Origin of the sequence: Spirosoma utsteinense (assembly GCF_014282275.1) — a bacterium.
GTDB lineage: Bacteria > Bacteroidota > Bacteroidia > Cytophagales > Spirosomataceae > Spirosoma > Spirosoma utsteinense.
In genome coordinates, this window is sequence record NZ_VFIA01000008.1 from 169,675 (window position 1) to 183,233 (window position 13,559).

At 52.3% G+C, this 13,559-nt stretch carries 13 protein-coding genes and 1 tRNA gene; 3 read left to right on the forward strand and 11 right to left on the reverse strand.

Annotated elements, in window-relative coordinates; translation table 11 throughout:
• Positions 1-81: 81 nt before the first annotated feature.
• Positions 82-1,461 carry a 4Fe-4S dicluster domain-containing protein gene (locus FH603_RS08610; protein WP_186737059.1) on the reverse strand — a complete coding sequence of 460 codons (1,380 nt, stop codon included), beginning with the start codon at positions 1,459-1,461 and terminating at the stop codon, positions 82-84.
• 124 nt (positions 1,462-1,585) lie between these two features.
• On the opposite strand from FH603_RS08610, the gene FH603_RS08615 reads away from it, so the two are divergent.
• A tRNA-Phe gene (locus FH603_RS08615) sits at positions 1,586-1,661 on the forward strand.
• 258 nt (positions 1,662-1,919) lie between these two features.
• Entirely contained in the window at positions 1,920-2,843 is a 924-nt protein-coding gene (locus FH603_RS08620) for a DUF2279 domain-containing protein (protein ID WP_186737060.1), read from the forward strand.
• 6 nt (positions 2,844-2,849) lie between these two features.
• On the opposite strand, the gene FH603_RS08625 is transcribed toward FH603_RS08620, so the two are convergent.
• The 4 genes from FH603_RS08625 to FH603_RS08640 all read right to left on the reverse strand — a co-directional run bounded on the left by FH603_RS08625 (position 2,850) and on the right by FH603_RS08640 (position 8,224).
• Positions 2,850-4,649 (reverse strand): MutS-related protein, encoded by a 1,800-nt coding sequence (locus FH603_RS08625; protein ID WP_186737061.1) that lies wholly within the window; start codon positions 4,647-4,649, stop codon positions 2,850-2,852.
• A 55-nt stretch (positions 4,650-4,704) separates the two neighbouring features.
• A complete protein-coding gene (locus FH603_RS08630; protein WP_186737062.1) occupies positions 4,705-5,121 on the reverse strand; it encodes a Fur family transcriptional regulator in 417 nt (138 codons plus the stop codon).
• Between the two features lie 209 nt (positions 5,122-5,330).
• Positions 5,331-7,133 (reverse strand): ABC transporter ATP-binding protein, encoded by a 1,803-nt coding sequence (locus tag FH603_RS08635; protein ID WP_186737063.1) that lies wholly within the window; start codon positions 7,131-7,133, stop codon positions 5,331-5,333.
• Positions 7,134-7,249: 116 nt separating this feature from the next.
• Positions 7,250-8,224 carry a gliding motility protein GldB-related protein gene (locus FH603_RS08640; protein WP_186737064.1) on the reverse strand — a complete coding sequence of 325 codons (975 nt, stop codon included), beginning with the start codon at positions 8,222-8,224 and terminating at the stop codon, positions 7,250-7,252.
• A gap of 39 nt (positions 8,225-8,263) precedes the next feature.
• Between FH603_RS08640 and FH603_RS08645 the strand changes: the two genes are divergently transcribed.
• Positions 8,264-9,154, forward strand: a complete 891-nt coding sequence (locus tag FH603_RS08645; protein ID WP_186737065.1) for a porin family protein — start codon at positions 8,264-8,266, stop codon at positions 9,152-9,154.
• Positions 9,155-9,159: 5 nt separating this feature from the next.
• Here FH603_RS08645 and hisF read toward each other — a convergent pair whose 3' ends face one another.
• The 6 genes from hisF to FH603_RS08675 form a co-directional block, all read right to left on the reverse strand.
• Complete coding sequence (hisF, locus tag FH603_RS08650; protein WP_186737066.1) at positions 9,160-9,915, reverse strand: imidazole glycerol phosphate synthase subunit HisF; 756 nt, start codon at positions 9,913-9,915, stop codon at positions 9,160-9,162.
• A gap of 1 nt (position 9,916) precedes the next feature.
• Positions 9,917-10,339 (reverse strand): GNAT family N-acetyltransferase, encoded by a 423-nt coding sequence (locus FH603_RS08655; protein ID WP_186737067.1) that lies wholly within the window; start codon positions 10,337-10,339, stop codon positions 9,917-9,919.
• The gene (gene hisA, locus FH603_RS08660; protein WP_186737068.1) at positions 10,336-11,058 is read right to left on the reverse strand and encodes a 1-(5-phosphoribosyl)-5-[(5-phosphoribosylamino)methylideneamino]imidazole-4-carboxamide isomerase; all 723 of its coding nucleotides are present in this window, start codon (positions 11,056-11,058) and stop codon (positions 10,336-10,338) included. The genes FH603_RS08655 and hisA overlap by 4 nt, the downstream gene beginning before the upstream one ends.
• Before the next feature lie 73 nt (positions 11,059-11,131).
• The gene (hisH, locus tag FH603_RS08665; protein WP_186737069.1) at positions 11,132-11,734 is read right to left on the reverse strand and encodes an imidazole glycerol phosphate synthase subunit HisH; all 603 of its coding nucleotides are present in this window, start codon (positions 11,732-11,734) and stop codon (positions 11,132-11,134) included.
• A 368-nt stretch (positions 11,735-12,102) separates the two neighbouring features.
• Complete coding sequence (locus tag FH603_RS08670) at positions 12,103-12,336, reverse strand: DUF433 domain-containing protein (RefSeq protein ID WP_186737070.1); 234 nt, start codon at positions 12,334-12,336, stop codon at positions 12,103-12,105.
• Between the two features lie 15 nt (positions 12,337-12,351).
• Positions 12,352-13,260, reverse strand: coding sequence for a DUF72 domain-containing protein (locus FH603_RS08675; protein ID WP_186737071.1), 909 nt, complete (start codon positions 13,258-13,260; stop codon positions 12,352-12,354).
• Positions 13,261-13,559 lie beyond the last annotated feature (299 nt).

Consider the following 13,559-nt stretch of genomic DNA (forward strand, 5'->3'; position numbering starts at 1 on the left):
TGGCCACGGCTACCACGATAAAATACGTTATCGATCGTCGATTGCCAGTTTATACGCTGACAATGGCCTAACATGGTGCTTTTATTTAACGGGTTCATTTACCTGATCGGCCCAGTTGAAACGGTCGCCTGGCGAGAATTTCCACGGAGCCATGTTGTTCTCGATGTTGCTGAACATAGCATTCCAGGAAGCAGGTGCCTGCGACTCTTCCATAACCCGGTACCGACGCAGTTGCAAAATGATGTCCAGTGGGTTGATATTTATTGGGCAGGCCATTACGCAGGCCTGGCAGGTGGTACAGGCGTTCAGCTCTTCAGCCGTGATATAATCGTTGAGCAGTGACTTTTCGTCGCGGTAGTCAGGCCCGTTGGTTTTCCACCCCTGCTGAATTTCTTCGAGCCGGTCGCGGGTGTCCATCATGATCTTACGGGGCGATAGTTTTTTGCCGGTAATATTGGCCGGGCAAGCCGCCGTACAGCGTCCACACTCCGTGCAGCTGTAGGCATTCATGAGATTGATCCACTTCAGATCCTCCACATCTTTGGCCCCGAACCGACCTACTTCTGCCGGTTGATCACCATTGTCATTGGCCTGAGATCCGTCCGGATCCGTTGTCAGCGGCAAACCGAGCGCCAGCTGAACCTCCTTTGTAATTTCGGGCATATTCTGCATCTCGCCTTTTGGCTGTAGATCAGAGAAGTAAACATTAGGGAAGCCAAGCGCAATATGCAGGTGCTTGGAGTAAGTCACATAAACCGCAAAGGCCAGAATTCCGAGGATGTGCAGCCACCAGGACAGACGTTCGTAAGCTACCAGTGCCGTGTCGCTGAAACCGCTAAAGAGTGGTTTCAGGAACTGGCTGATGATAAAATCAGGGACTAAGCCCTGTAACTCGCCATAGTGGCCGATACCCCGATCCCGCAGCACACTGTCTGATGCGTTCCAGGTCAGGAAGGCAATCATCAGCACGATTTCGGCGACCAGAATGATCGTAGCATCAGGAATAGACCAGCCAAGCAGTTCGCGGTGCCGTTCGGCCTGTAAACGCTCTACCCTGGCTACATACCGACGCGTTAAAAACACCACACAAACGGCCAGCACGCCAAAGGCCAGTACCTCGAACACATCGATCAGAATAGGGTAAACAGGCGTGATGTAGGGCGCAAAGAGCCGGTGTGTTCCTAAAACACCGTCAAGTATAATCTCCAGTATCTCCAGATTGATGATGATAAAGCCCGCATAAATGACGAAGTGCATGACGCCTACCAGAAGATTGGTAAACATCTTTTTCTGACCAAAAGCGACGAGCAACATCGTTTTCATGCGCTCACCCGCATGGTCGGTTCGGTCTTCGGGACGACCCAGATTTATGGCCCGGCTAATGAGCCGAACCCGTTTTGTGATATACCAGGCGGTAAAGGCCAGGGCTGCTACAAATAAAATTTGCTGTACAATCTCCATTTTTTTGAGGTTGTTTTGCCTGATTATCAATACACTACTAGTTTGATTGATGCAGTCAGGAAAATTAATTCTTAAAAGCTGTTGTAAGGTGTCTAAACTAAATCTACTTTTGCACCCACGTTTAGGTGATGTAGCTCAGTTGGTAGAGCAAAGGACTGAAAATCCTTGTGTCGGCGGTTCGATTCCGTCCATCACCACCACCTTTACGTCGGCCTTCCCAATCGGGAAGGCTTTTTTTTGTTGTGTCATTTCCATTGGTCGTTCATTAATAGTATGCGTGCATACTATTTTCGCATTAGCAAATATACGACCTCCCGCGATTCTAACAAGCGTAACGACGGGTTGTTTTGGACTCAGCGTAGATAAAAAAGCATATTTTTACCGCTATCTATTTCGGCCTCAACGTAGTTCTATTATTAACTGCTGTCGCTACCCGTAACACTCTGAATCGTTTATTCTTGAAAACGCTACTCCTTATCGGGTTGCTTGCCGCGACTGCTTTGCCCGATTCCCTACGGGCACAGGTCTATCCAGAACCTATACACCCCATAGCCGACGCCGACAGCCTTCCTCAAGCGAAGCAAGCAAAGGCGGCCCGCTTATGGGCTGTTGGCAGTTCATCGCTGCTCACGCTGGGGGCTACCTATGTTTACCTGGAAAGAACATGGTGGAATGGCCGGGGAATACCGTTTCATGTTGATGGTGGACGAGACCGGACATATGCCAGTGGCCTCGACAAGGTAGCTCACTTTGCCGGTGGCGTCTTTATTTCCGACACGTACTACAACGCCTTCCGCTGGGCAGGTATGACCCAGCACAAAGCCGCGTGGCTGGCGTTGGGTTCAGCCGCCTTTGTTCAATGGAGCATCGAACTGAAAGATGCTTACTCCCCTACCTACGGCTTCAGCTGGCGCGATGTGGCAGCGGGTACGATCGGTGGATTCTGGCCAATGGTCCGGAACCAGTCACGCTTCCTGAACGACGCTCAGTGGAAGGCTGGTTACTGGCAGCGAACGCCCAAATATTTTATGGAACGTGGTATTCCGGTACAACGCCTGTCTATCGACGATTACCTGAACCAGACCTACTGGCTTTCATTTTCGCCCGAACATTTCGGTAGCACCCGCTGGCAGCGAGCCTGGCCCGACTGGCTACAGATTTCGGTAGGTATGGGCCTGGAGGCCGAGACGTGGAGTCTACAGCACGATGGCCTCGGAGGCCGACATGAGTGGTATCTTGCTCCAGATGTTAACCTGGTGAAGCTATTTAAACCACGCAGTGCTGCGGCTAAACTAGTCGTCGGCTTATTGAAATACGTAAAGATTCCAGCTCCAACCCTGCAAATCGGCCCGAAGGTGCGGTGGCACTGGCTGTTTTTTTAACGACGCTTAGTGCTCTCCTACCTCGATTCCGATAGCCCGCATCAACTGGCTGGCATTAAAGCTTTTGCAGATACCCGTCCGCAGTTTGTAATCGAACACCAGTTCGCCATTGACCAGGTCCGACTGGAAATGAAAATTGCGGACGAAATCGCTGGCATCGGTCAGCTGACCCAGTTCGAGATCGTGGGTAGAAACAAAACCCGACGCAGAGGTTCTGTGGAGTTGCCGGATGAGGGCCTCTGCGCCCCGGTGCCGGTCGGCCGAATTAGTCCCTTTCAGGATCTCATCCAGAAAATACAGAACGGGTACCGTATTGGTCTGTTTCGAGAGGCCAATGAGCGTTTGCAGGCGTTTCAATTCAGCGTAGAACGAGGATGTACTCTCTTCCAGCGAATCCTGCGTACGCATGCTGGTGAAGACCCGTACCGGCGAACACCGAAACTGTTTCGCACTTACTACGCCACCCGCCAGCGCCAGCACTATATTGGCACCTACTGTCCGCAAAAACGTACTTTTCCCCGACATGTTGGAACCCGTGATCAATACCGTTTGCCCGGCACCAACCAACTGCAACGAGTTGGCAACGCTACGTCCGGGTGGCAGAAGCGGATGAGCCGTCGATGTGATATCGAGCGTCAGCTGGCCGTCGGTAACGTCGGGCGTTGTGTAAGTCGGGTGGGCATAGGCAAACCCGGCCAGGCTATTCAATGCTTCCAGTTCGCCAAGTGCCTCCAGCCACTGCGCGATGTTGGCACCGTACTGGTTCTTCCACCGTTCGAGCCCAAAGAGGTACTGCACATCCCACAGGGTAGCTATTCCGAACAGGAGCGCGAAATACGGATTACGTCGAAAATTCAGCCCTTCGGTCAGTTTCGCCAGTTGACCAACCACATCCGATACCGGACGTCCTCCGGCGGTTAGCGCCTGCCGGATGGCCCGTATCCGCACCGCATCACCCGTTAACCCTTCGGCCTGTCGAAACAGTCCCTGAAACGCCCGGAGTGCCACCGAAATCTCATGTGTTTGCTCACTGGCTTCTTTCGCACGGGCTACCGTTTGGCTCAGTACGAAGCCATGAACGCCCAGAGCCGCAATCACCGCGAGACCCGGCACATAGCCCGTGAGCCAGGCGATAAAAATTCCGAGTGTAATAGCGGGAAAAAGATAGCGGACAATTTTCAGGTATCCGGGCAGCGGTGAGACCGGGTTCGTAGCCCACTGAACGAGCGCATCCGGCGACCGGCCAATGGTTTCTTCCAGATAAGCGAGTGCTTCGAACTGCTGCCGCCATTCCAGTTGGGGTACTAGCTCAGCAACGGCCAGCTGCCGGAGCTGTACCGCATCTGAACCCGCCGGAGCCAGGAGCCAGTTCGCCAACCGATCTTCTCCTTTGTGGGTATGCGTCCGGTTCAGCAGCCGGAAAAGAGAGTGCTTGCCGAAGACATCCAGATCACCGGCGTAGAAATGCGTTGGGCTGATAAACTGCTCGCCCGTTTGAGGCCGCATATACCGGCGTTCCAGCCGGGTCGCTTCGTCCTGGTTGATATAGGCGAGCTGATGCGCTAAATCCCGCTTATACCGGATGGCTTGGTGTTTTTTGAGCAGAATCAGGAAACCGATACTGCCAATGATCAACGTCGCTACGGCCGCCAGTTGCTGGTCCAGCCGAATAAGAAGCCAGATGATCGCTACGCTGCCGATGAACCAGACAAGTCGCCAGAACGCAAGCTGATTGTGTTGGCGCTGGGCCGCTGCTTCGGCGAGACTAAACTGTTCCTGACGTTGATGGAAGGTGGTTTGGGGCATACGTAGCGCGGCTGGATAGCTGCGAATGAATTCATTGCCGACATTGATCGGGCTATTATTTACTGCACTCCCGGCATACGCCCTGAATGAGCAGGTTAGTTTCTTTGCGGCTGTAGCCTTCGGGTAGGGCTACAGATGGAATACTGACGTGATCCAGGCAGGTTGTCTGTCCACAATGCTCACATTTGAAATGAACGTGATCGTGTTGATGATGTCCATCGGCGCAGGTTTCCCGACAGAGGGCGTATTTCGTACCCCCCTCATCGTCGAGGACTTTGTGGAGAAGGCCTTTATCTAAAAAGGTGCGCAGGGTACGGTAAATCGTGACGCGGTCATGATCAGGGCCCAGGCCACTCTCGACATCATTGTGTGCCAGCGCATGACCGGCATTGATGAACAGGTCGAGTACCTCCTCCCGACCGTTTGTATGTCGGAGTTTAAATTCTTTTAAAGTTTGAGCAGCTGGTGTCATAAAATACCTGATTGTAGAGACGCAACCCCTTGCGTCTCATGATGCGTCAGCCTGTCACGTGTGTCTCTTGATGCGTCAGCCTGTCACGTGCCTCTCTTGATGCGTCAGCCTGTTACGTGCCTACCACATGTGTCAGCCTGTCACGTGCGTGAGACGAGGGCTGGCGCATGTGGTGGGCTGACGCATGTGAGACGCAAAGGGTTGCGTCTCTACTCTATTGTTTCAAATTGCAGCCGGACCAAATTGGCGTAGATGCCGTCTTCCTGCATGGCCAACTGATCATGAGTGCCGGTTTCGGCGATCTGCCCTTCACGCATTACGTAAATCATATCGACCTTACGGATCGTTGCCAGCCGGTGCGCGATGATGATGGTGGTGCGGTTCTGCATCAGTTCGTCGAGCGCTTCCTGCACCAGCCGTTCCGACTCGGCATCGAGTGAACTCGTTGCTTCGTCCAGCACCAGAATAGCCGGATCTTTCAGAATAGCGCGGGCAATGGCAATCCGCTGCCGCTGTCCGCCTGATAGCTTCACGCCCCGCTCACCCACGATCGTCTGTAGACCCTCCGGAAACGAATCGATAAACTGGAGGGCGTTGGCCTTGCGGGCAGCCTCGCGCACTTCGGCTTCGGTGGCGCCCGCTTTACCATATTGAATGTTTTCCTGGATCGTGCCGCCGAAAAGCATCACCTCCTGCGGCACAACGGCGATGTTCTTCCGAAGCTCCGTCACGTTGAAGGTGGCCAGATCGCGGTCATCGACAGTAATTTTACCACCCCCAAGCTGATAATACCGCATCAGCAATTGCACAATGGTCGATTTGCCGGCCCCACTCTGTCCAACCAGCGCAATCTTACGGCCAGCCGCCACATTGAGCGAAATGCCTTTGAGTACCGCTATATCGGGACGGGACGGGTACGAGAACCGGACGTCTTCGAACCGGACGTGGCCCTGTACCGGCACAAACAACGGTACCTCTTCTGTTGCGTTCACTTCCGATGTTTCGCCAAGGATTTCGAGGATGCGCTCGGACGCACCAACGGTCTTCTGCAACTGGGCATACAGATCGCCCATGCCCGCTACCGAGCCACCAATGAAGGTTGTGTAGACAATAAAGGTCAGCAAGTCGGCGAAAGGCATCTCGTTGGATAATACCAGCGAACCTCCGTACCAGACCACGCCGATGATACCGCCGAAGAGCGCGAAAATGACGAACGACACGAACACACCCCGGAATTTGGCCGCCCGCAAAGCAGTGTTTACCACCTGTTGCAGGGCCGTTCCGTAGCGGTTGATTTCCAGTTTTTCATTGGTAAACGCCTTAACAATGTTTACCGACTGCAATGTCTCTTCAACGATGACATTGGCCGTTGCCAGCTGATCCTGCGCCAGTTTGGATAGCTTCCGAATAAATTTGCCGAATACGATTGCGGCAATGATAATGACGGGAAAGGTAGCCAGCATAAACAGCGTCAGTTTCCAGGAGACGTAGAAAATAATGGCCGTTCCAATAGTCAGTGTAGCAACCTGACGGAATAACTCCGCCAGTGTCAGCGTCAGCACATCCTGCAACTGCGATACGTCGGCCGATATTCGGCTAGTCAGTTCGCCCACGCGCCGTTGCTCAAAGAACGGGATTGGCAGGGTGATGATTTTGCTATAGGTAGCCCGGCGCACATCGGCCATGGCGCGCTCGCTCACCTGCGAGAAGAAGTAGATCCGGAAGAAGGAGAAGATGGCCTGCGCGATAAGCACACCAACAAAAAACAAAGTGACCTGATTGAGCGAGAACGCCGATTTCCCCTGAATTACGCTGGTGATCTGCCCAATCAGTAACCCGAAGCTCATGGTTGTACCGGTCGACAGGATCAGGAACGCAAACCCGATCATGTACTTTATACGGTACGGCTTTACGAACCGAAATATGCTGATTGCCTTCTTGAGGCTGTCGCGGTTCAATTTCTTTTTATCTTCTTCGTTGGCTTCTGTGCCAGAATTTCGTCCTCGTGCCATTAGTTAGTGCTTTCAGATCTGTACGTCTGATGGTTGTTGAGTTTCGGTGGTGTGTTGACGTGGTGTCAGGTTTGAGAACCTGACACCACATCAACACACCACCGAAACCACGTCTTTTATTCTTTTTGTCCTTTATAGCCCGACTGCTCAAAAATCTGCCGGGCGTCACTGTTTCTCATCAAATCGGTAATGCCAACATCATCATGCTGGTCGTGGTAGCGGCCAACAATCCGCCAGCCCACCCAGCGTCCGATCGCACCGGGGCAGCGCTGCCCAATTTCAGCGGTAAAGGGCCGTTCGTTCAAATATCGGTCTTTTATAGCTGGATTAGTTTGATAGATTAACTGGTTATCAATAAAATGCGCCCAAACAATGTCCTGCGCATTAAACGTTTCGGTCAATTGCGTGTCTGAGTATCCGATCACCAGACTATCAGCCACGTCGGGAAGCATGGTTTTTGTAAAGACATAGCTTTTGCCATAGTATACCATATCGGCCAACATAGTTTGATCAGCCCGATTAGTCGCATTGAATTTGTCGGATATGGCAAAGACGATAGCTGGCACGATGTACTCTTTCTGGTATCGTCGTAAAATGTACTGCGGATATTGTGGACCCCGTGGACGGAATTTTGCCGTGGGTCCGGCAAAATAATCGAGGCCTATCACGATCAGGCTATCGGTAACAAGCAGGTCGGGGCCCATAAAGCCCGTGACAACGGTAGCTATCCTGGGTGTTCGGAAGTCTGGGAAGTCTTTTCGGATGTTGGCAAAAGCTTCAGAGAGCTGGCTGTTAAGATTGGTAAGATCACCAAACTCAGCCTGGACCTGCCGGTTAAGTTCGTTCAGCGCTGGATTGCTAACCCGGTTGGTCAATTCATGGATAAGAGCCGTATCATTTCCGGCTCCATTCGCGTTAAAGTACAATTGAGATACAGCGGGGTTCTCGTTCAGAAACGCCCGGATACTGTCGGTCGACTTAGCGGCAAACAGTTGCTGGTCGAGCCGCTGAATTGCTAAATCTTCGTGTTTACCGCACGAAACCAGTAAAAAAGAACAAAAAAGCCCAAGCAGGGCTATGTATAGTCGCATGAAAATCACCGGTTTTCTATATTGAAAACGTGCAAAATTATGAAAAAAGTTGCAGGGATCAGCCTGATTTTGACGTTACTGGCCCTGGTGTCAGTCTACGCTCAGTCGAATGTGACCCGTCCCAAGGTATATCGCCCTAAAACGGCTTATTCAAAAGAATCGGATAGCCGGTTCCGTAAAATCCTCGGCGACAACTATGACGAGCGGGACCAGAACCAAAAGGAGTATGACGATGACCGTAAACGTCGGCGTCGACGGCAACAAACCGACGACTCCTACAACGGCACGGGTCCAGACTATGCACGCCCGAACCACCTCATCGAAATGAGCATTCGGTTTGCACCTTCCCTCAATCAGAACACGGCTGAAGGAATTGGAACATACGCCGGATTTCAAAATAATGGTGCAGCTGTTCGGATGAGCGTTGGCCCAACGCTGGATTATTTTTTCTTCAAGGACCGCTACGCCCTAAGCACGGGGCTTTGGTATACCATCAAACGATCAGGTTTTCAGATGCCCGGCTCTTTTGGCGAAACGCGGTTTATTCCCGGCATGCCCTACAAAGAGTCCATCTACAATTTACAATACCTGCAAGTGCCGGCAACGGTGAAATTATTTGCCAATAATATTTCGCCCGGCATCCGGCTGTACGTACAAACAGGTGGCTTACTGAGTTTGAAAGTTGCCGAAAAAGCGCTTCAAACCGAACGTAATGCCCTCTATGCGGCACAAAGCGGTGGCGACCGGCGGCAGTATGGTTTTGGCGATATCGAGCTGTTGCTCGGCACGGGTGTTCAATACAAGATTAACCAGACAAACGCCTTTAATATGGGCGTAAGTTATCAGCGTGGTCTGATCAACGTTGCCCGGGAAAACCAGCTAGTCTCTAAAAACCGGGTGTTGAGCCTCGACCTGGGGTTTAAATTCTAATTACCTTAAATCCGCATTTCAATACCATTCCCGCGCAGATAACCTTTCAGCGCGGGAATTTCTATTTCCTTAAAGTGGAAAATACTGGCAGCCAGCCCGGCGTCGGCCTGACCAGTAGTAAAGACGTCGACGAAGTGGTCCATCGTCCCGGCTCCTCCCGACGCAATGACGGGGATATTGGCCGAGGCTGAAATCTGAGCCGTCAACTCAATGGCAAAGCCCGCTTTGGTACCGTCGGTATCCATAGAGGTCAGTAGAATCTCACCCGCGCCCCGCTCTTCTATTTCTTTCGCCCAGGCAATGGTGCGCAACTCGGTTGGTTTGCGACCGCCGTGGGTATGAACGATGTGTTCGCCGTTTAGAAAGCGCGTGTCGATAGCCACGACGATGCACTGGCTACCGAACTCCAGCGCCAGTTCGTTGATCAGGTCGGGATTGCGCACCGCCGATGAGTTGATCGAGATCTTGTCGGCACCTGCGTTGAGCAGGGCTGATACGTCGGCCACCGATGAGATACCGCCCCCAACCGTAAAGGGAATATTGATGGTGTGAGCGACGTTTCGGACGAGATCGATCAGCGTCTTCCGTTCGTCGACCGTTGCGGTTATATCCAGAAAAACCAGTTCGTCGGCCCCCTGTTCGGCATAGATCGCGGCCAGGGCTACAGGATCACCCGCATCGCGGAGGTTAATAAAGTTAGTCCCTTTTACGGTGCGCCCGTCTTTGATGTCGAGGCAGGGAATGATGCGTTTTGTCAGCATGTTAGTATCGTTCGATCAGCTTGCGCTGCATGAAGATTTCGGGTTTGTCGAGGGCTGTAAAGCCAAACTGTTCATAGAGGGTATGGGCATCGCGGGTAGCCAGCACCCACCGGCGCAGCCCCTGCAAAGACGGCCAGTTCGAGATCGTCTCTATCAATTGTTTGGATAGTCCTCTCCCGCGATGTTCGGGTAGGATAAATACGTCGGAGAGGTAAGCAAACGTAGCCTGGTCCGTAATGACACGGGCAAAACCAACCTGATTATCGCCCTGATAGACACCAAAGCAAAGCGAATTGGCAATCGACCGTTCCACTACGTCGAGTGGTACGTTTTGCGCCCAGTAAGATTCCTGGCTCAAAAACTGCTGGATTAAAGGAACATCCAGCCTGGTCTTATCGGTGTCGATGGTATAGTCCCCGTTCATTGCTGACTAATGGCATACAACTCCTTCAACGTTACCCGCCCCTCGTATATCGCTTTGCCCACGATGACGCCGTAGATATTCATGTCGGCCAGCATCTCGATGTCGCTCATGTTGCTGACACCTCCGCTGGCAATGATGTTCAAGTCAGGAAAACGATCCTGCAGGTTGCGATACAGATCGAATGACGGGCCCTGTAACAGACCGTCCTTGGCTACATCGGTACTGATGATGTAGCGAACACCCGTATCGACCCACTTCTCCAGAAAATCGTAGATCCAGACGTCGGTACCTTCTTCCCAGCCGCTGACGGCAATTTTCTCGTTTTTGGCGTCGGCACCGAGAATAATCTTTTCGGGCCCAAACTGCGAAAACCACCGTTCCAGTACGTCGGGCTGTTTCACGGCAATACTGCCGCCCGTTACCTGCTTAGCGCCACACTCGAACACCATCCGCAGATCATCGTCCGATTGGACGCCACCGCCAAAATCGATATGCAGGCTGGTTTTAGATGCGATCAATTCGAGCACTTTCCAGTTGATGACCCGTTTTTCACGGGCACCATCGAGATCCACCAGGTGCAGACGCGTTAAGCCAGCGCCTTCAAACTGCTGGGCTACTTCCAGCGGACGAGCATTATATTCGGTTTTCTGACGGTAGTCGCCCTGCGTAAGCCGGACAGCTTTGCCGTCGATGAGGTCGATTGCGGGTATGATATGCATACGTAACGCGGACATCCTGTCCGCTGGTAATTGAATGATATAGACCGGACGCGGACTTGTCCGCCCAGCCAGGTTACAGAGTTAAAAAGTTCTCCAGAATCCGCTGGCCAGCGTCACCGCTGATTTCGGCGTGGAACTGGGCTGCGTAAAAATTGTCGCGATGAAGCATAGCACTGAACGGCCTGACGTAGTCGCAGGTAGCCGTAGTGTAATCGCAGACATCGGCGGCATAGCTATGCACGAAGTATACGTAGGCGTTCTCAGGCAGGCCAGCCGTTAGCGGCCCGCGCAGATCGTGGATGCTGTTCCAGCCAGTGTGTGGCACTTTAAGTCGGGTGTCGCCCAGCGTAGCGTTGGCCGGAAACCGCCGGACATCGATGTCGAAAATACCCATGCAGTCGGTATTGTTTTCTTCCGAATGACGGCACATCAGCTGCATACCGACGCAGGTACCCAACACGGGTTGTTTCAGGGAGGGAATAAGCTTATCCAGGCCACGCTGGCGTAAATAGGCCATAGCCGTGCTGGCCTCGCCCACGCCGGGGAAAATAACCTTGTCGGCCGAGCGGATTTCAGCTTCGTCGTCGGTGAGCAGGTAGCCGGCACCGAGCCGTTCCAGGGCGTACATCACCGATTGTACGTTGCCCGCGTTGTATTTAATGATGACCGTTTTCATAAAGAAAAAGCCCGGCTCTTTGGCAGAACCGGGCTTCGTATATAACTGTGTGAATCAATCGATCCGAATCACAAAAACAAAGGCACCCCGTTCTGCTATGGCCGAACGCGATGATGATGTAGTGCTGTTTTTGTGATGTTCATGCTGCAAAGGTAATGGGTCTGACAGACGTATCAAAACAAACTTCCCTGCACCACTTTGGGTCGCCTGATCGATCACAGATCAATCCGGCGCGTTCTCAGCTTTTGCGTTGTGACCGTAGTAAAACAACCGACCAGCTTGTCTAAGCGCTCTGATAACAACTTTATCAGTATTTCTTTCATAACAGCTGTTTCTCTGAAATGATACCGGATTCTCGTCAGCCATTATCATGCTGCATTCAGCATAATGACTTCTTCATTCGCTAATACGTTCGATGCATAATACAGCGCAGCTAATACGTCGGCTTCTTGTAAGTTGGGGTACATCGTTAACAGATCGTCTATTGTGGCTCCCTCAGACAATTTCCGAAGAAGTAGTTCAACCGTTAGTCGGGTACCTTTTACAACTGGTTTACCCAGCATGACATGATGGTCGGAAATGATTCGCTCGCGGTAGTTCATATCGGCAATATACGGTTAAAACAAACTTCCCTGAACCACTTTGGGCTGCAATACCGGCTCGCGCAGATTCAGGCCACAATGTTTGTTTAGTTCACGGGTCCAGTAGAGAATCAGTTCGGGAGCCGTAGCGTTGTCGCCCCCGCCGTGAATGAACAGATACGCCGTTTGCAGGCCCTTTTCAAACCATGTTTTGAGCCGCTGTACCCAGGCATCCGCTCGGGCGTAATCGGTCGGGTGCCCTTCATTGGCAACGAAGCGAAGTGTAAGAACCGGGCTGCTCAGCCCCATGTGCAACACATCGCGCCGACCCGCCACGTCAGTAATCACCGTATGGCGACGGAGTGCATAAAGTCCTTCCAGCGTTTGCATACCCGTAACGGGTTTGAACCAGTCGGGGTGCCGGAATTCGACGGCCACGTCCAGCTCATCAGGCAGGCTTTTCAGATAAGCTTCCAGCACCGACCATTTATCAGGCCCGAACGTGGGAGGCAATTGTAAAAAAGTCATGCCCAGGTGTTCTTCCAACCCCAGCACCGCATTCACGAACTCTTCGGTTAAGGCTTCGGAAGCAATCAAATGACGTTCGTGGCTGATCGCCTGCGGAAATTTAGGGCAATACGTAAACCCATTAGTTGCTTCGGCCCGCCACTTTTCGATCATCCCTGCCGTTGGAATCTGATAGTGGGTCAGATTGAGTTCGATGGTATTGAACTGCCGGGTATAGTAGTGCAGGAAGTCACGTTCCTTCGCGTTGGAAGGGTACACCTTGCCTACGTAGTCTTTATTGGCCCATACGGGTCCGCCAATATAAATCTGGGGTCGGGACGAGGGTTCGACAGCAGCCCAGATGCGTGCATTTGACGGCGCGCCGGGTGGCAAAGCGAAGTTAACTACGTCAAGGTTATGTGTTTTACCGAAGTCCATGAGCGTGCTGATGAAGTAGCATTGCAAGTAAAATTACGGCATATTTGTTTGAAAATCCATCGTATGCCCTCCCGTTCTGAACTAACCTGATTCGATAATAAGCGAACTGTGGAAGCCAGTGGGTCTGTTGAAGCTATACTTAATAGGGATCAGCAAGTTTTAGTAAGTATTGTGGAAAAACTGGCTATGGGACTGGAGCGTCATGGCAGGAAGGTTACCAACCATCGTGTGATGCCCGCTCAGGACATGGACGAGCGCGAAGGTGCCGGTCGCCCCGTGGTGGAGCCTTATTGGCCGGA